This is a genomic window from bacterium (assembly GCA_009926305.1).
In the GTDB taxonomy this organism is placed as follows: domain Bacteria; phylum Bdellovibrionota_C; class UBA2361; order UBA2361; family RFPC01; genus RFPC01.
Map to the genome: position 1 here is coordinate 15,358 of RFPC01000010.1, position 18,840 is coordinate 34,197.

Sequence of the window (18,840 nt, forward strand, 5' to 3'; positions counted from 1 at the left end):
AATAAAACTCGAGACCATCTCATTCTTACCAGAGAGGTTCATGGAATAAAGAGAGTGCAGCGAGCTTCATGCGCTCTTCGTGAACAAGGGATTTTTTTGGGTATTCCTGTTGAGATGGCACGAACACTATCACATAACATCATTGAACATGCATTTGAACCAGAAGAAGACTTTGAGAAGCTACTTCTTCTCGCCGAAAGCGCAATTCGCTACACCCCGCGAGTTGGCATTGATCGCGAACTGATCAATGCTCATCGAAAGGGAACGCTTGCTACTCTCTCGCCAGAAAACACTGGGATTATACTTAATATTACCGGAACTGAGCGGCTCTACGGAAAAGATTCGCCAGAAAAATCAGCTGAAATCCTCGCATCTCGTCTTAAGCAACACCTCAAGAAACTCAAGATTACTGCTCATATCGGTATCGGACCAACTATTGGCGCCGCATGGGCACTATCACGATTTCAAGACATGGAGCCCTGCCCAGAGAGGATTCCTATGCAAATCTGCTCATATTCAGAGCTACAAGAAATATCAGCAGTGCTTCCCATTCATGCTCTTCGACTATCACCTGATAACTGCCTGGGGCTAAGAGAGCTCGGCATTCATACTATTAAGCACCTTAGGCAATTATCCCGAAAAGATCTCGGCATACGATTCGGCATCTCACTCCTTCGTGCCATTGATGAGTTTTTTGGAGCAGTTCCTGAGCCAATCATCTCTATACACGAATCTGAATCAATTATTGCTGAAAGAGAGTTTGATCCTCCTATCGTAAAGCACTCAGATATAACTCAAGGCATTATCCTTGTTTTTGAAGAACTTCTTTCTTCTGCTAAAAAGAAAGGCCTTTCTGGCGCACGCTTTGAACTTACGCTTATCGGCTCAGATATCAACTATTCCCCATTTACTATTCGACGTATTCTCTCTCTTCATACTGCTACATCCCAAACAAAGGAAATCCGTGAAATTCTTACTCCCATAATTGAGAGAGTGCATTTTCAAGGCGCAATCTCTCTCATCCGATTACACATTCAAGATGCAGCGCTTGCTACTGCTCATCAGAAAGAAATCACCTCTTCTGTTCCTATCCCCAAAAAGCACTCTGAACAACTACTCAATAAGCTTGTCAGCATCTCAAAAAGAAGTTGTTTACAAATGATAGAATCTCATAAAACCCATCTTCCCGAGAAGCGCTTCTCGTATAGACCAATTCGTCCATATGAACTTCCTGCTCCATCACAGAAACAAGAGGCTGCTTTAGATATCATCCGAGATTTTTACGCATTCTACCCAACCCATATTTTTTCTAATCCCGAAGAGATCCTAATCCTTTCGACTTATCCTAATAGGCTCCCCTCTGCTATGAGATGGCGCCACGTGCTCTATAGAGCTCAATTCATTCTTGGTCCTGAAAAAATCTCTCCCGAATGGTGGCAGGAGTCTCTCGAAACGAGCGCTCTGATCGAAGAAGATCGAGACTACTTCACCTTTATCTCTAATGCTGGTGAATGGTTTTGGATTTATCACCTTCATTGTTCACAAAAATGGTATCTTCAAGGAATCTGGAGATGACAGGCTATCAAGTCGCTTCTTATACAGAGATTGCAGCTCAGTCTCACTTTAGCTTTTTAGAAGGAGCAAGCTCTCCTGAAGAAATCATACACACTGCTCATGCGCTTGGATATCGTGGCATATCCATTTCGGACAGAGACTCGCTCTCTGGAATTGTAAGAGCATATGGCGCTATCCGTGAGATAGAAGAGAGTGAGCGGTGTTTGCTGAAGTTGCTTATCGGAGCAACGATCAATCTGATTCCCTCTGAATCATCATCCTATACTGAAAACGAGGCTCTGCCACTTTGCTCTCTGATTATTCATCCCACTAGCGTTGAGTCATATGGCAATCTTTCAGAGCTGCTTACTCTAGGAAAGTCTCGTTCTCAAAATGGAAGTACCTGTCTTATTATAGAAGATCTAGAGAATTTTCAGGAAGGACTTTGCCTAACAGCACTTCCTCTTTGGCCATTACCAAAGCGTGATACTTCAATAGAACAGCTCTTTGTAAAGCTTCGAAAAGAAATTGGAGCTCTCTATGAAGCAACTCGTCATCGCTCAGTCCTTTTTTCCCTTGGGCTGTTTCGTTCATTTACCCATCTTGCTGATTCCTTTGAAAAAAATGTGATACGGCTCGCCAGAGAGCTTTCTATTCCTCTTGTTGCCACAAATATTCCCCTCTCTCACTCACAAGAGCGAAAGCCTCTTCAAGACATTCTCACATGTATTCGTTGTGGAATCTCAATTCAAAAAGCTGGTTATCTTCTTAATTCGAACCGCGAGCGATACCTCAAATCTTCGGACGAAATGTGCCATCTTTTTTCAGATCTCCCAATGGCAATCACTCGAACAAATGAAATTCTCGAAGCCGCCTCGCAGTTCTCTCTCGATCAACTTACTTATGAATATCCCCATGAGGTCTGCCCTTCCCAAGAATCTCCCAAGGATTTTCTGAGAAGACTCACGGAAGAAGGCGCTGCCTTGCGATTTCCTAATGGAACTCCCAAACGAATACAGAATCTCATTAATCACGAGCTTGCACTCATTCATGAACTTCAATATGAGCACTATTTCCTTACTTGCTATGATATCGTTCGATTTGCTCGCTCTCGTCGCATTCTCTGTCAAGGCAGAGGAGCTGCTGCAAACTCCGCGGTCTGCTATTGCCTGGGGATAACTTCGGTAAATCCAGTCGAGATTGATCTTCTGTTTGCTCGCTTCATCAGCAAAGAAAGAAACGAACCTCCTGATATTGATATTGACTTTGAGCATGAACGGCGAGAGGAGGTCATACAGTATATATACGAAAAATATGGTCGAGATAGAGCAGCTCTGACCTGCGAAGTGGTTACCTATCGTTATCGTAGTGCTATTCGAGATGTAGGAAAAGCGCTTGGTCTTCCAGAAAGCATAGTAGATTCACTAGCAAAGCGTTCTCATCGATGGACTGGAAGCACCATATCAAGGAGTGATATTGAAGCGCTTGGTCTGGAGCATGACAGTATTGCGATCCGAAACACCCTTCTCCTTGCTCATCAGCTCCTTGGATTTCCACGGCACCTATCTCAACACGTAGGGGGATTTATTATCTCTGAACAACCATTAAGTCGCATTGTTCCCATTCGACATGCAACTATGGCTGGTCGAACTATCATTGAGTGGAATAAGGATGACATAGAGGAGTTAGGAATTCTCAAAATCGACATTCTTGCCCTGGGAATGCTTTCCTGCATTCGTAAAGCATTCGAAATGATTAATCGACAACGTCTCTCACATAATGAGTCCGAGATCGCACTTCATTCTCTCCCCAGAGAAGACCGAGACGTTTACACAATGATACAACAAGCAGATACTATCGGCGTCTTTCAGATCGAGTCACGAGCACAGATGTCCATGCTTCCTCGCCTCCGTCCTCAATGTTTTTATGATCTTGTTATTGAAGTAGCGATTGTTCGTCCCGGTCCAATCCAAGGCAATATGGTGCATCCATATCTCCGTCGGCGTCAAGGAAAAGAGAAAATCATATTTCCCGATTCAAGAGTCCGTGCCGTCCTCGGAAAAACTCTTGGCGTGCCCATATTTCAAGAACAAGCAATGCGACTTGCCATTGAATTAGCTGATTTTACTCCTGGAGAAGCTGAGAAGTTTCGTCGTTCAATGGCTGCCTGGCGTCGTAAGGAATCGGTAGTCACGCAATTCGTTGCTCGTATCGTCCAAGGAATGCAATCCAAGGGCTATTCAAATGAATTTATTGAGCAGTGTTGTCGGCAGCTACGAGGCTTTAGCGAATATGGATTTCCTGAGTCTCATGCTGCCTCATTTGCACTACTCGTATATGCCTCTGCGTGGATTAAGCACTACTATCCAGCTGAGTTTGCTGTTGCACTTCTCAACAGCCAACCAATGGGATTTTATTCTCCTGCACAGATTATAGATGATGCAAAGCGGCATGGAATTCGCGTGCTGCCAGTTGATGTAAACTATAGCTCCTGGGACTGTACTGTTTCCGTACTGCCACAACAGGACTCCCCTATTCAACGAAATACGATTCGTCTTGGCCTTCGGATGATTAAAGGAGTGTCAGAAAGTGACGGAATTGTTTTCTCAAGAGCAGTAAACACATATGGAAAATTTACGTCGCTATCCGACCTGTGGAACAAAATTCGTCGCATAGCTCCAGCATCATCCCGACGGATGCTAAGAAAAATAGCTTCTGCGGATGGTTTTCGATCCCTCGGACTATCGCAGCGAGATGCGCTCTGGGAAATACGTTCACTACGTTCAACGGACGCCCCTCTTTTTGAAGAGATACGCGGTTCAACTTTGCAGCCATTTTTACCAGGACTCTCACGTGAAGAAGCAACTTTTCAGGACTACCTCTCTACTGGAGTGTCTCTGAGGGCACATCCAATAGAATTCCTTAGAAATATCATTACAAAAAAGGGCGGTATTTCTACAAGAGAACTGCACACCATGGCTGAGGGCGCTCTGGTCTGCGTTGCTGGTAGTGTTCTCTTTCGACAACGCCCTGGAACCGCAAAGGGAGTAGTATTCATAACTCTTGAAGACGAGTTCGGAATGACAAACCTTATAATCTCTCCAGAACTCCTCCAAAATCATCAACCAATTATACTCTACTCGAATATAATGTTTGCAGAAGGGCGACTGCGAAAAATTGGTCCTATGACCTATATTTCCGTAAAGGCTCTAGCAAGCTTAGATGATGCTAGCCCTTGTCGGTACTGAATTGTCATCCGTGCTTGCTCCAGCCTCTAATAATCTCATGAGCCTGATCTCTTGCAACGCAATACTGATTTCGTGAATGTTGACGACACTGCTCTCGGAAGCTTTCTGTCGGGATTACAATCTCCTCAGTCTGCGCTGAAAAGACTTCTTGCGCGTACTCTCCGACCATCATTTTCATATAAAACTCACGCGCCGGGAGATTAACAAGATCGCTCTCCCAAACTCTTGGAGCCAGTTCTCTTGCAACCGCCCCTGCGTCTTCATTCCCCACCCGAAATGCGGCAAAATTTCCAATGTTTCCAAAAATAGTATTCCGAACACCTGCTGGCAGAAGAGCAAGACTTTGCGCAGTAAGGTTTAAGTTCAACCTGTATTTCCTGGACTCGCTCAGGATCTCCTCGAAGCTCGCCGTTGCAAATTCATTAAAGTCATCGACATAAAGATAGAAATCTGGTCGCATCTCATAAGGCATATCCGCTCGAGACATTGCAGCATAGTAAATACGTGCCATCACCATGGCACCCAAAAGCGAAGCATTATCATCCCCCAACAACTCATTAGAGATCTTCATAAGCAGAATCTTTCGCGAGTCCATGATCTGCCGAAAATTGAACTTATTGAATGGCTGTCCAAGTGAGTTTCGTATCATTTCTGCACTTACAAAATCGCTGATCATCCGCTGTACTGGCTCAATCGCTACCTCCTGCCAATCTTTTTGCCATCGAGGAAACTCATGTATCCAAAAATCACGAACCGTACGATCTCGAATATTGGGCAAAACTGATGACCGATACTTCTCATCTGCTAACATTCTCTGAATAGACAATACGGTAGTCCACTCTGTGCTGAGCAGAGCAAGTGTCGTATAGAGCAAGAGGTGCTCAATACGATCGTTCCACTGATCTTCAAATCGAATATGAAACATCTCTAGTAGACCAGTTGCTACTCGCATTCGAGATCCTTCTTGAACGATCTCGAAAGGATTAAGACTAGCGGGATAATCAATGTCACTCGGATCATAGAGCACAACATCATTGATTCGGTCTTTCGGAATGATATCCAGAATTTGATCTACTAACCCGCCCTCTGGATCGAGCACTCCCACGCCCATCCCGCTTCGCAAATCTTCCTCGATCAATAACCGCAACATTCCTGATTTTCCCGTTCCGCTCTTGCCTAAGATCAGCAGGTGTCGCTGCCGATCCTCTCGCTGTATTCCAAACGGAATCGTCTGGCTTCGATAAATTGTCCGCCCTACCCTACTAACGTCTACTCGGTCAGTACTCACTGGCAGGTCTCTCGGAGGGCTCGCATGTCTCGCGAGAATCATTCGAAAATTTAAGTTTCCCACACCTGGCAATTGCCACATACCGGGAATTTCACGGGTATACATGCACATAGCTGGTCTTTTTCCACGAGCAAGGCGTCTCTCACGGAGTGGCACAAATGCACGTTCACCAAACCTTACTCGGTGTAAGCCATATAAATTCCAATCGCCATGGTTTTGTAGTGCGTATCCTGCTGCGATATTTTTTATGGCCGAAACTATTTCCTGCTCAGCGGCCTTTTTTCGCTGCAGACTCTCCTCTCGCTCATCAACCACTAATATTCGAATATTTGCTGCAAGCCATTTTCCAACCGCTTTATCAAGAATCATCTCGAGTTGCTTCTCTCTCGTCTCCTTGTCACGAAACCAAAATTTCGGCCGAAAGATGTGTATCATGCGGTCAAAGACCCTTCGACACCACATTTGACTATGAAAAATCAGATTGGATGAAATCGGTTCTAGAACAACTTGCGTCATAATCTTGTAGTGTGCTGGCTGCTCTGCAATTGCTCTTAAAATCGGATCCATAGCACCACAAAGGGTGACTTTATAATTGTTGCTTGGATTAATATCGGAACGGAGATAAGACACATCACCCACCCCGATAAGGGCATTCTGAGACACGGAATCCAGTGGGTCGGGGACTTGTATAATATCAGCGGTTGGGTGATTTAAGTACATCATTCCAGCCATGGCTTCTGCATCTGCCGAGCGCGCGCCAAAGAGAAATGAGATTGTCTGATTTTCCTGATAGAGCTCGAGAGAAAAACGGCCAATCTTTGCTGCATGCCACCCTAATAATAACTCATGAAACTTATGCGATTGAGTCATTGACCACGTCGCATCATAAAGAATATCCGCCACTGAGGTGTCTTCATGTGCAAATCGATAGCAGTAGATGCCAAAATCTGGATCCATCACGATCCTCCCTCTAGGACGCTCGCGACTTGCCTGTCACTGCTTCTTTTTTGATTTTGCTGCTCAAAATCAGCAAGGATTTCTACTCGATCCTTGGAATACTGTCGTCTTGATTGCTCAATACATTCGGTCACAAAGTTTTCCTTTGGCATCGCGATATCGATAGTTCTGCCCGAAAAAGCATCTTGAGGCGCACCGTCAAGCATCATCCGAATGTAAAAGTTCCTTAAGTTCAAATTCATCAACCCAAGATGATCAAACGGTGGAGAAAATCGTGACTCAATAGCATGTGCATCCTCACTTCCAATTTGAAATGAGATGACGTTACCCACCTTAGACATCAAAACGTCTTTGACACCTTCTGGAAGCTGCTTGAGCATTTGGTGGGCAATCGTGTAGCTCACTCCTTGTTTTGCCGCATCAGTAAGAGATTTGGCAAAGCTATCAGTCGCGAAGTTCTGAAATTCATCAATATAAATATAGAAAGGCAACATGTTCCCATCTCGATGTGCTCGCGTTGCTGCCGCTAACCGTAACGAAGTAAGCAGAAGAGTGCCTAAAAGAACAGTATTCTGTCTTCCTAAGTTCTTCTTGGGAACTTTCATGAGTATAATTTTTCGCTCATCCATCATACGCACGAGATCAAACTTATTCTCCTGTTGAGCAAGAATGCAGCCAACGAGATTCGTAGATAATAAGCGAGACAAAATCTTCTTTACACGAAAAATATCCGCGTGTTCAAGCAGCTCGTCAATAAGCGCCTCTTGTTTCGACCAATATTCAAGGAGTGGCCCAGCTGGAAGCTGCTCCACGAATGCGTTTCGTATTGTCCGATCCCCTAACATTTCAAATAGAGAATAGAGTGTCGTCTTGGGAGTTTCCAACAACGTCAGGACACAATTCTGTAACAGACGCTCTGCAGCTTCAGACAGCGAGAGAGCCTCCACCTTCTTAAACATATCAACCAGCTCTCTTGCAACAAATTGTCGCTCTGAGGTGTAAACATTCTCAAATGGATTAAAACAGGGAGGAAATTGATAATCAGAAACATCAAAAATAGCTATATCTTTTATCCGATGCTCGGGAACAATCTGTAAGACGTCATCTACAAGATCCCCGTGACAATCCAGTAGTGCTAATCCGGATCCATGCTGCATATCAGACTGAACAAGCAGCTCGATAAGTTTTGATTTGCCCGCACCAGACTTGCCGAGAATATGGAGATGGCTCTTTCGATCCTCACGTCGGATACCAAAGATTTCCTGCCCCTGTCTGAAGTTCGTTCTACCAAAGAGAGAAATCTCGGATAGCTGGCGATTGCCTGCAAAAAGCGCAGCTGGTGGATTTCCCCTACTCGCAAGCACCTGCGCTATGTTCATATGCTTATCTACAAAGACGGGATGCCAAAGAGTAGCAAGTTCTTGGCTCGTCATAAGGAAGGGCTTTAAAAGCTGTCTTTTTATAACGGGCGATAGCGCTTCCTTGCCGAACTTTCTGGAGCGAACCTTCAAGCGACCCATGTCTGAATAATTTATAAACTTTAGCCCAGTGGAAACACTGTTAAGGCAAGCCTTCGCTTTTGATTCAAGTGCTTTTCGTTCTTCGGATGATATATCGTGGGAAGCAGAAACAACGACTGAAGTCCTGATGCTCATCTGAAACATCAGACTAATTATTTTCCCTGGATATTTCGTCTTGAACTTTTTTGCAACTCCCGGCTTAAACCAGTAAAGCGGCCTAAAGGGATAGCTTGAGAGCCACGACCATGCTTGCCACTTATATCTCATAGCCTGCATAGAGGTCTCAGGTAATGAACGCGCGACAAATTGAACAATGACTTTGTAGCCCGGGGGAAGCACTGATAATATATTCAGATATGGTCCAGCTGCATCATGCTGATTGTCGTCGTAGGTAATAAAAGGGAGTATCGGATATCGCGGCTCAACGATGCCGTATTCCTCTGTAACCACAATATCATGCTCCATAACTCCGTTAAGAAAATCATCGCGTTCAACAATAGATGCTGTTGGAATCATGGTATAGAGAGCAGAACTAATGGCTGAGATCTGCTCCTCTGAGGCCGTGAAGCAGAGCTCAATATGCTGATTATGGGAGTAGACCTCTAAAGCAAATCCTCCGAGTAGCTGCTCCCAGAGCATCGCAAGGGTTTCGTTCATCTGCGAAGACTTTCGAACCTTCCCTACTGCCATCCAATGCCCCTCGCCGTCAGAGATCACCTCTCGAGCAAGAAATATCGAACAGGTCTTTAGATTTGATGCCATCTTTTGTGTTGCTCCAGCGGAGGCTTTTTAACGTAGGGACTCCCCTCCTAAAAACGCCAGTTTAGACGCTCCCCTTAATAGGTATGCTCTCAATTCTAGCAAAATCCTCTACATTTGTTGGGATTACCCATTTTTTATGCTCTGGGGCCCTTCTCCGTAATAACCCTTGCCGTTCTTGTGCGGGATAGTCATACTGGGACCTGCTAGAAAAAACAACACTATTTCAGATAGTTAGTCTTGTCGCTGGTCTTTTGATCATAGGGCTCACGAGAACAGACTTCTGAAATTCGAGATTTGGAGGAATGCACACATGTCACTGTCACTAAGCCAAGAAATCCTAGAGGCAACCAAGCAGAATAGGCTCCTCTCCCATCCCTTTTATCAGGCTTGGGAAGCTGGAGAACTCGATCGCGATATTCTCAAAGTTTATGCGAAGCAGTACTTTCATCACGTGAACGCCTTTCCTCGATATATCAGCGCAACTCACTCACTCTGCGAAGAACTCCCATCACGACAAGTGCTCATGGAGAACTTACACGATGAAGAGTACGGAGAGAATAATCATCCAAAGCTATGGATGGACTTCGCTCAAGGAATGGGAGCAGATATTGATGAAACCCTTGCAGAAGAACTCAATCCAGAGACTCGAAATCTTATCGAGACTTTTTTCGATCTTGCCCGCTCTTCATATATCGAAGGATTGGTAGCTCTTTATGTCTATGAACAACAGATACCTGAAATTTGTGAAACGAAGATTAAAGGGTTGAATGAGTTCTATGGAGTAAAAGACACTGAGACCATTGAGTATTTCCGACTCCATGGAGAGGTTGATATTCTTCATAGCGAGGCGACTCGAGCGCTTGTTGATCAACTCTCGGAAGAGGACAGAGAAAAAGCACTTCGCGCAGCAGAAAAAGCGACAAAGGCTCTCTGGGGCTTTCTTGACGGAATGGATCGCTTAAGAGGGATTGATTCCTCAGCGGCATGTGCCTGCCACTAAAAGGTAAAAAGCACCCATAAAAAGGGCGGGCGGCATCCTGGCTGCTCGCCCTTTTTGTTCGTCTTAATTTCTCTGACTCTTTTTTAGTATCGTTAGCGCACTAAGCAGCTCTGATACAGACCAAAGTTGCGATATGCATCCTCTAGGACGATGCGGAGAGTCTCCATCAAAAATCTCACCAATCGTTCCGATACCATATTTTTTTACCTGCTCTTCAAATCCAAAGACTACGGCAATCGCTCTTTGAATCATGTCATCCGTTCCGTATCGCACAACGGCACGTGCGTATGCTCCTAGGAGCCATGGCCAGACAGTGCCCTGGTGATACGCATGATCGCGGCTCGGCACGTCTCCTTCATACCGCCCGCAGTAGTCCAGCCCACTTCTTGAAAGAGTCCTTAATCCAACTGGCGTAACAAGCTCTCGTTCAACGAGTCGAAGTACACTCTTCGCTTTATCATCAGGCAAAAGAGGAAGCGGTAGTGCAATGGAGAAGATTTGATTTGGCCGAATTGCTAAATCCTGCTCGCCCTCCTCAGAGACAACGTCAAAGAGTCCGCCTTCATCTTCATTCCAGAATACCGATTGATAAACACTTACAAGATGAAACGCCCTCTCTCTTAGTGCATCCGCTTCCTCTCCTTGACCTAGCTTTCTCAGCACTTCAGAGAAACACCACAATGCATTGATCCATAAAGCATTAATCTCAACTGGCTTCCCATGACGAGGAGTAATGGCACGGCCATCTACACGAGCATCCATCCAGGTGACTTGCTCCTCTCCAGCTCCAGCTGCAATAAGACCATCTACACACGCATGTATATGGAAATGTGTTCCTCTACTGAACGCCTCTATAATCTTTCTTGCAGTCGGTAGAAAGACTTCGGTAATGAATGCTTGTTCTTTCTCAAAGACCTGCTCCAAGAGATAAAAGCCATTCACGACAAACCACAGGGAAGCATCAACGGAGTTATACTCAGCTTCGCCATCACTGTCGGAGAACCGATTCGGCACTAGCCCCTCTTTTACGTAGACTGAAAAGGTATGAAGGATCTCTTTTATAACTTCGAAAGATTCCGTGGCAAGAAGAACACCGGGAAGGGAGATAAGCGCGTCTCTTCCCCAGTCTCCAAACCAGTGATATCCCGCTATAAGCGAATATTGACTTTCAGGATGCTCATGGGACTCACGGCGTCTGATGAGAAAGCTTTGTGCCGCTTTAGACAAATAAAACTCTAAGGAAGAACTGCTCCGCACGGCAAGAGCCGTAGAGCGATCTCTTCGCCTTGCCTCCTCATCTGCCCAAAGCTGCATAATTTCATCTCTACCGATCTCACGGCATCCAGGTTCTGCTGATACGGCAAGAAAGATCGTCTCATTCTCCCGAACTGGAAGCGCAAAGACACCAGGACGAAAGAGATCCTCCTCAGCCTCATGTCCACGTTTATCTTCTTGCTCATAGTATAGGCGGTAAAACCAGTCAGGCTCTGATCGAAAAGCTGCACCTGGTACTGATAACGCAAATGTGTGCACGCCCGTATCATCGGAGATAAACACGGACTCACCTTCCCTGCGATACGTAGGACGAGATACTGCCGAGCTGTTGATTGTCTCATGAAAAAAGCGATTTGCTACAAATGGCTCAAGAAGAAGCTCTCCCGGAAACACGAGACCTTTTAGGCGATATCGAATTAAAAGAGTATTTTCACCCTCTAACATCATGAGTGATTTTTCTACTCGTCCTATGCGAGCTGAGGATTTATTGCTTAGACTCCACTCAATTTGAGGACAGAGCCCTTGCGAAAAGCTCTCTAGATATCGACTTCCATCAGGCAGTATCACATCTCGATACCTTCGAACTCCGAGCTCAATTCGTTCGCCATCTTCGAAAACAAACGTCTCATCTAGCCGACTCAAGAGCACATGGCGTGCAAGCGAATCCGTGCTCGAAGCGACGAAGAGTCCGTGGTACCGTCTCGTGTTTTCTCCCGATACGGTGCTACTTGCATATCCACCAAGTCCATTAACGTCAATCCACTCCGAGCTTTCAGAATCTCGCAAATGCTCATGAGAAAGGGTAAGCACCGGTGGTTCGCGCATTAATTCTCCAGAAACTCTGGATCGATATCCCGCCCAGAATACAGCGGCTTTTGACCACTGATTGCTTGTACTACTCGCTCAACATGAACATGACTTGTCTCGATAAACTCCTTAACACCTCCGGTCTGTGTCCCAGCAATAGCGGTTCCAATTACAAACACATCGGCAATAGATGACTCCATGGTTTTCTGATTGAGCACTGGTCTTTTCTCTTCTCCTTCCACGGTCAACCCTAAGGATTCAAACAGACCTTTCTCCTGCTCATATCCCGTTAATAAAAGCACTCGCTCCGCCCTCTGGCGAAAGACCTCACCTTGTCCTTCTCGGGCTACAGACGAATGAAGCACAACGTCTTCTGGGTAAATCTCTTGGAGATGAGTCTCGAGATAGACTGTAATCTTCTTCTGTCGAATCAAATATAACAGCTCGGGATAGAGCCAATACTTAATTCGCTTTTGATCAAACTCTTTTCCTCGATATACGAGAGTCACATGCGCACCAACTCGCTCAAGGCGAATGGCTGCTTCAATGGCGCTATTCTTCCCTCCAACGATCACAACCTCTTGGTGGAAGTACGAATGCGGCTCCTCCAGATAGTGACTCACATGCGGCAGTACCTCCCCTGGAACATTCAGGAGTCGAGGATGGTGCATGTCTCCAATTGCTAAGATTATTTTCTTTGCCTTAACTATGCGCTCTACTCCTGCCGATCGGACTAGTGCCTCAAAGAAGCTACCACTTCTTTCAACCCTAAGAACTTCCGTCTGAAGATTGATCCTCAGTTGAAACTGCGTCACGAGTGATCGCAAGTAGAGTAGGTACTCCTCGCGAGTTGCTTTTGCCTGATTTGCCGTATACAGGGGAACGCCGGCCAGAGCGATCCGATCCGAGGAAGAAAAGAATGTCGTCCCTGGTGCATACCATTCGATAGTTGCAGCTAGACTGCCCCTTTCTACATGATAAAAGTCTACAGCAGCTTCCTTAAGCGCAATTGCACATTCAATTCCGATAGGCCCCGCACCAACTAACAACACGTCGCACTGTATCGGCATGTTATGCGACGACGGGCCTCCAGTCATGACTCTCCTAAATTTGCTGGAGCTGCTCGGCCAACGGATCGTTCACTTCTACTGGTTGATCCGCTCGACGAAATGGATTGTCGAGGAAAATTAGCCCCATCATCAGGACAAGAAGCATGATGGGGAAAAAGGCATAGAGCCAAGTTGTCTTGTCTTCAAACTTCAGGTGCATAAAATAAAGCGCAACGATTGAAGCTTTTACGGATGCTATCACCATCGCTATTGCTATGTTCAGGTTCCCAAAGTCCATACTCGGAGCTTTAGCAACCCAGACGGTTATTACCGTTAGAACAAGAAGTCCAATTAAAACATTGCGGTAAATAGCAAACGGGACAATGTGTCCGAGCTCGCCGTGGTGATCTTCGTGGGAATGACTACTCATAACTCTAAACTCCTCTTATCAACGGGCTTCTTAGTCAACGAGATATAGAAGCGGAAACAGATAAATCCAGATGAGGTCAACGAGGTGCCAGTACAAGGCTCCCAGCTCGACCGGGGTATAGTATTTTTCAGAGAATCGATTTCTGCTGGCATGGAAGCATACCCATGACAGGAGTAGCATACCAATAATAACGTGAAGCGCATGAAGACCTGTCATGCAGTAGTAGAGTCCAAAATACATTTTATATTTCGAGCTCACCAACATCTCCCGCTGTCCCTCCGAGAGTCCAGAAGTATCTTTTGGCCAACAGTATTCAAGGTGATGTCCCCCTTCCGCAACATCTGCTCCGCCGCCGTGACCTTCACTGCCATGTAAAGCTCCAGCTTCGACTACTGGACACTCAACTCCAGGAAAAAGCCCAATGTGATACTTGTGGCTATATTCAAAATACTTCACAACAAGAAAAATCCCTCCACACATAACGGTGAAGAGTAAGAGATGCTTTACACGCTTGTTATTCCCTCGCTGAGCAGCGTCTACAGCAAGTGCGGCCGTGAAGCTGCTGAGGATCAGTACCGCCGTATTGAGCGCGCCAAGCTTCCAATCAAGATTCAGACTCGCATCATGAAACTCGCCCAAATAGGCCCATCGATACAGGGCAAACGCGGTAAATAAAACACTAAAAAGCAATATCTCGGTTGCAAGGAACAGCCACATTCCGAGCTTTGCCCCGTGATACGCATTTGTTGGCGTCCAGTGATGGGGATGTGGCGGTTCCCCTGGAATTGTTTGTGCTACTGATGTCATGGTCTCCTATCCCTTCATTCTGAAATTTTCGTCAGAGCATTCGCTCAACTCTTATCTTAATGCCCCCCACCCTCTACTGGCGTTCCGTAAGCGTAAGGATAATCTGTGACGGAAGGCGTCTCTTCAAAGTTTTCATGAATCGGTGGCGACTGAGTGTTCCACTCAAGCGAGAGCGAATTGTATGGATTAGCAGGGGCTTGCTTCTTACTAAATATCCAAGCACCTAACAGGTTTAAAAGAGCGAATGTATATCCAAACCCATTTACAACAGCACCATAGGAAGAGAGTCGGTGAAGACCTTCAAATTCGGGAAGGTAATCGAAGTATCTGCGTGGCATCCCTTCCATCCCAAGAACAAATTGAGGAAGAAAGGTGAGGTTAAAACCAACGAACACGAGAACAAAAGCGATCTTCGCTAGTGGCTCATTATACATCTTCCCTGTCATTTTCGGGAACCAGAAGTGAAGCGCTGCAATGAGTCCAATTACAGCTCCACCCTGTATCGTATAGTGAAAGTGCGCGACAACAAAATAAGTATCGTGATAGAACACATCAACGGCGAGAGTGGCGAGGTAGATTCCTGTTGTCCCTGCTATCATGAACAAGAAGACAAACCCCATCGCATATAACATCGGGGTATCAAAAGAGATGGATCCCTTATACATCGTGCTCACCCAGTTAAAGACCTTAATCGCCGTAGGTATTGCCACACCGAAGGTAATTACTGAGAAGTAAATAGCGGAAGTGTCAGAAATCCCAGCAACGAGCATGTGGTGCGCCCAAACGAGGAAGCCAACAAGCGCAATTGCAACAGATGCATAGCAGACCATTTTGTAACCAAATAGCGGCTTTCTCGAAAAAACAGGGATAATTTCTCCAACCACACCAAAAGCAGGTAGCACCATAATGTAAACAACCGGATGGGAGTAGAACCAGAAGAGGTGCTCAAACAATACAGGATCTCCCCCCATTGCAGGATTAAAAATTCCCACTCCGAGCCACCGCTCCACTATGAGAAGAAGTAGAGTCATCCCAATAACTGGCGTAGCTAATGTTTGAATCACGGCAGTTGCGTACAGTCCCCAAACAAAAACGGGCAAACGGTCCCATGTCATCCCAGGGCATCGCAACCGGTGAACCGTTACAACAAAATTTAACCCAGTGAGAATCGAAGAGAACCCGAGGACAAAAGCCGCCCCGGTCATGAGTATTACAGCTGACTGAGTCTGCATGCTGTAAGGGGCATAAAAAGTCCATCCTGTATCAATCGGGTTCAAGAGCGCATAGAGCGCCATGAATGCACCAACCACATAGATGTAGAAGCTAAGGAGATTGAGCCGCGGAAATGCAACGTCCTTCGCTCCAATCATAAGAGGCAATAGAAAGTTCCCCATGGTGGCAGGAATTCCTGGAACGATAAAAAGGAAAATCATGATTGCCCCGTGCAGGGTAAAGAGCACATTGTACTGTTCAGGGCTTAAGAAGTCGGCGCCAGAGCTCGCAAGCTCCATCCGCATCGTTAGTGCGGCAAGACCTCCTACAATAAAGAACCCCGTAATCGTAAAGAGGTACATGAGCCCTATTCGCTTGTGATCGACCGTGCTCAACCACGACCATAGGGTAGTCTCATGGTTCAAGTAGTTTTTGTTGTTGTGCGCTACATCACTATGAACAGTCATTCGTAGTTACTCCTTACAATCTCTCAACTAGTTCTGCTTTGAGCGAATAAACTCGACTATTGCCTCAAGATCCTCATCCGAGAGTTGATCTCGATAATTTTGTGGCATCAGATTCGGTTGATAGCCCGCGACAATATTTCCATTCGGATTCAATATAGAGCTCTTTATGTACTCCGCATCCGCTGCTCCTGAGGTTCCATCGACGAACTCCCGATTTTTTCCATACAGCCCCTTAAAGGTCGGTCCAACAAGATTAGAACCATCCAGACTGTGACAGCCTATACACGCTTTCGTCTGATAGTGATATTCGCCGCGCTCAACAGGAGACATCTTTGCCAACTTTGCCTGCAAGTCCTCTCCTGAATCTCCCGTTGCCTCTTCGCTTTGTGCAGCACTCCCATCTTGCTTCCGGATGAATGCAATCAGGGCCTTAATCTCGCCATCCGATAACTGTCCTTCAAACGCCGGCATCAACCCAGCGGGATAGCCTGCTACTACTTTCTTATTGGGATAAAGAATAGATTCTCGAATATAATCCTCGATCGAAAACTCTCCTCCAAAGGACATAGCGCTATCATCAGCAAACTTTCTCTCCTCTGATTCATACAACTTAAGAAAACTCGGCCCGACGAGTCGAGAGCCATTTAAACTATGGCAAGCGTTACATCCCTTCTCTTCATATAGCTTACTCCCCAAAGTTGCGGGATCCATGGTCAGCTTGGCGAGATCCGCTGAACGGTCGTTCACCCATCGACCATATTCAGCCTCAGACACAACCCGTAGCTCAGCCAACATGCCAGAATGACTCGTTCCACAATACTCGGTACAAAATGTGTTATAACTGCCCGTTTTTACCGGAGTGAAGACTACCGACGTATAGCGCCCGGGAATTGCATCTTTTTTCACCCGCATTGCCGGGACGAAAAAACTGTGCAGCACATCTTTTGCCGTGATTACAACCTTAACGGGTCGATTCACAGGCACGACCAATTCGCCAACCGTCGACTTTCCGTTCTCGTACTGGAATTCCCACTTCCACTGACTCGCGGTTGCGTTCACAACAAGAGCTTCGCCCTCGCCTTCCCGCATATCTTGGAAGATCACAATTCCGTAGTAAGCCACCCAAATACAGATCAAGGTTGGAACAACTGTCCATATCACCTCGAGAAAGTTATTCCCTTCAATTCGAGGTGTCTCATGGTCTTTCCCGTCTCGCTTTCGATAACGAACCGCGAAATAGAGCATTGCTCCACAGACAGCGACGGTAAAAAGCACAGAAAGATCTGTAATCCAGTGATGCAGCCAATCAACTCTTGGTGCTATCTTTGACCCTTGCTCAGGCAAATATCGAAACATAGTGATTCCTGTATTTGTTCCCTAATTCAATTCTTCCTAAAATCTTATTCTTCTCCCTTGAAGCGCCGCGCTAAGCCGGCATCTCAAGTCGTTCTTCACTCCCCAGACTACTTGCTTGGAGGGCTCTCTCGTTTTCGCAAAAACCCGAAAAATAGTACTAAGGCCAACAGCGTCATGCCAGCCCCCGTTCTTACGAATCCAAATGCCGCCCAGGTATACTTCCCTTGTAAATCATCAAACCGATAACAAAAAAGGAGCGCTCGATCGAGGAGAGTGCCAATCTTTCCCTGACTCGCTTCTACTAGGGCCAACCTCACATCTCGGTATGGAAAGTTTATACCAGCCAAATGCTGAGAAATCATTCCCTGGGGTGATAAAAGAAAGATTGCGGCTACGTGCGCAAACTCACCCTCATCCTCCTTGTAATGAAAGCCTAAAGACTTCATGAGAGGAACAATGTTTTCTTCATCTCCAGACAGAAACCTCCATTCACCCTCATTCGCCTTTGTCGCATCAAAGACGAGCTTCCCTCGAAACTCAGAGGCTATTCGCTTAGCGGACTCTGGACCATCTTGAGGATTGAAACTCACCGTAACCACCCGATAATCCTCACCAAGTGTAAGCGTTAGCGTGTTGAGTAGCTCGGTAACCCCGGTAAGCAGTAGTCCGCATAGCCGCGGGCAGTCATAGTATGCTGGAATGAGGATGTTTGGCTTTTCCGAGCTGAGAAACTCCCGAAGCGGAGCCCTGATACCATCCTCATCTACAAACTCCAGGGTGAGGTCTAATTCAGTGCCGTTGACAGTCGAAAGTCCTACCTCCTTAAGCTCCTTCCCTGGATCCTCAAGGGCATAGGCTCCGGGGAGAACGAGAAGCGTAACTGCCAAGAACATAGAGAAGAGGGGCCCAGACCCCCGTCTTCCCCAAAGGATTCCTCGAACAAAAATTTTGTAAGATATTGATAAAAATTGACTTATTGCAGTTTGTGGCCCGCTGAATACGCCTCTATTCTGTATGAATGCTGCGAGAGAAGAAGAAGAGCCCTCTCTCCGGTGCAACCCCGACAAATGATTCCTCACCTCTCCTTCTTGTATCATCCGTTTCTCAT

Annotated in this window: 12 protein-coding genes; 3 read left to right on the forward strand and 9 right to left on the reverse strand. The window is 46.1% G+C overall.

The window, feature by feature from the left end:
• The first annotated feature begins 54 nt into the window (after positions 1-54).
• Complete coding sequence (locus EBR25_03190) at positions 55-1,575, forward strand: DNA polymerase Y family protein (GenBank protein NBW39989.1); 1,521 nt, start codon at positions 55-57, stop codon at positions 1,573-1,575.
• A complete protein-coding gene (gene dnaE / locus EBR25_03195) occupies positions 1,512-4,802 on the forward strand; it encodes a DNA polymerase III subunit alpha (GenBank protein ID NBW39990.1) in 3,291 nt (1,096 codons plus the stop codon). The genes EBR25_03190 and dnaE overlap by 64 nt, the downstream gene beginning before the upstream one ends.
• Positions 4,803-4,806: 4 nt before the next feature.
• Here dnaE and EBR25_03200 read toward each other — a convergent pair whose 3' ends face one another.
• Complete coding sequence (locus EBR25_03200; GenBank protein NBW39991.1) at positions 4,807-7,047, reverse strand: DUF87 domain-containing protein; 2,241 nt, start codon at positions 7,045-7,047, stop codon at positions 4,807-4,809.
• Entirely contained in the window at positions 7,047-9,329 is a 2,283-nt protein-coding gene (locus EBR25_03205; protein NBW39992.1) for a DUF87 domain-containing protein, read from the reverse strand. Before EBR25_03205 ends, EBR25_03200 begins: the two co-directional genes overlap by 1 nt.
• A 310-nt stretch (positions 9,330-9,639) precedes the next feature.
• Here EBR25_03205 and EBR25_03210 point away from each other — a divergent pair, with 310 nt between their 5' ends.
• Positions 9,640-10,329, forward strand: a complete 690-nt coding sequence (locus EBR25_03210; protein ID NBW39993.1) for a CADD family putative folate metabolism protein — start codon at positions 9,640-9,642, stop codon at positions 10,327-10,329.
• Between the two features lie 63 nt (positions 10,330-10,392).
• On the opposite strand, the gene EBR25_03215 is transcribed toward EBR25_03210, so the two are convergent.
• The 7 genes from EBR25_03215 to EBR25_03245 all read right to left on the reverse strand — a co-directional run bounded on the left by EBR25_03215 (position 10,393) and on the right by EBR25_03245 (position 18,829).
• Positions 10,393-12,429 (reverse strand): hypothetical protein, encoded by a 2,037-nt coding sequence (locus tag EBR25_03215; GenBank protein NBW39994.1) that lies wholly within the window; start codon positions 12,427-12,429, stop codon positions 10,393-10,395.
• A complete protein-coding gene (locus EBR25_03220; protein NBW39995.1) occupies positions 12,429-13,508 on the reverse strand; it encodes a hypothetical protein in 1,080 nt (359 codons plus the stop codon). The genes EBR25_03215 and EBR25_03220 overlap by 1 nt, the downstream gene beginning before the upstream one ends.
• A 7-nt stretch (positions 13,509-13,515) precedes the next feature.
• On the reverse strand, positions 13,516-13,890 hold the full coding sequence (locus tag EBR25_03225) for a cytochrome-c oxidase (GenBank protein NBW39996.1): 375 nt from the start codon (positions 13,888-13,890) through the stop codon (positions 13,516-13,518).
• A gap of 30 nt (positions 13,891-13,920) precedes the next feature.
• Positions 13,921-14,370, reverse strand: a complete 450-nt coding sequence (locus tag EBR25_03230) for a hypothetical protein (protein NBW39997.1) — start codon at positions 14,368-14,370, stop codon at positions 13,921-13,923.
• Between the two features lie 383 nt (positions 14,371-14,753).
• Positions 14,754-16,376 (reverse strand): cytochrome c oxidase subunit I, encoded by a 1,623-nt coding sequence (locus EBR25_03235; GenBank protein NBW39998.1) that lies wholly within the window; start codon positions 16,374-16,376, stop codon positions 14,754-14,756.
• A gap of 27 nt (positions 16,377-16,403) precedes the next feature.
• Positions 16,404-17,732, reverse strand: a complete 1,329-nt coding sequence (gene coxB / locus EBR25_03240) for a cytochrome c oxidase subunit II (GenBank protein ID NBW39999.1) — start codon at positions 17,730-17,732, stop codon at positions 16,404-16,406.
• A gap of 107 nt (positions 17,733-17,839) precedes the next feature.
• Positions 17,840-18,829 carry an SCO family protein gene (locus EBR25_03245; protein NBW40000.1) on the reverse strand — a complete coding sequence of 330 codons (990 nt, stop codon included), beginning with the start codon at positions 18,827-18,829 and terminating at the stop codon, positions 17,840-17,842.
• Positions 18,830-18,840: the final 11 nt, after the last annotated feature.

Excerpts from the sequence above, each read along its gene's own strand:
- dnaE (NBW39990.1), top strand. The coding sequence starts at position 1,512 with ATGGTTTTGGATTTATCACCTTCATTGTTCACAAAAATGGTATCTTCA.
- EBR25_03200 (NBW39991.1), bottom strand. The coding sequence starts at position 7,047 with ATGGATCCAGATTTTGGCATCTACTGCTATCGATTTGCACATGAAGAC.
- EBR25_03205 (NBW39992.1), bottom strand. The coding sequence starts at position 9,329 with ATGGCATCAAATCTAAAGACCTGTTCGATATTTCTTGCTCGAGAGGTG.
- EBR25_03210 (NBW39993.1), top strand. The coding sequence starts at position 9,640 with ATGTCACTGTCACTAAGCCAAGAAATCCTAGAGGCAACCAAGCAGAAT.
- EBR25_03215 (NBW39994.1), bottom strand. The coding sequence starts at position 12,429 with ATGCGCGAACCACCGGTGCTTACCCTTTCTCATGAGCATTTGCGAGAT.
- EBR25_03220 (NBW39995.1), bottom strand. The coding sequence starts at position 13,508 with ATGACTGGAGGCCCGTCGTCGCATAACATGCCGATACAGTGCGACGTG.
- EBR25_03225 (NBW39996.1), bottom strand. The coding sequence starts at position 13,890 with ATGAGTAGTCATTCCCACGAAGATCACCACGGCGAGCTCGGACACATT.
- EBR25_03230 (NBW39997.1), bottom strand. The coding sequence starts at position 14,370 with ATGTGTGGAGGGATTTTTCTTGTTGTGAAGTATTTTGAATATAGCCAC.
- EBR25_03235 (NBW39998.1), bottom strand. The coding sequence starts at position 16,376 with ATGACTGTTCATAGTGATGTAGCGCACAACAACAAAAACTACTTGAAC.
- coxB (NBW39999.1), bottom strand. The coding sequence starts at position 17,732 with ATGTTTCGATATTTGCCTGAGCAAGGGTCAAAGATAGCACCAAGAGTT.
- EBR25_03245 (NBW40000.1), bottom strand. The coding sequence starts at position 18,829 with ATGATACAAGAAGGAGAGGTGAGGAATCATTTGTCGGGGTTGCACCGG.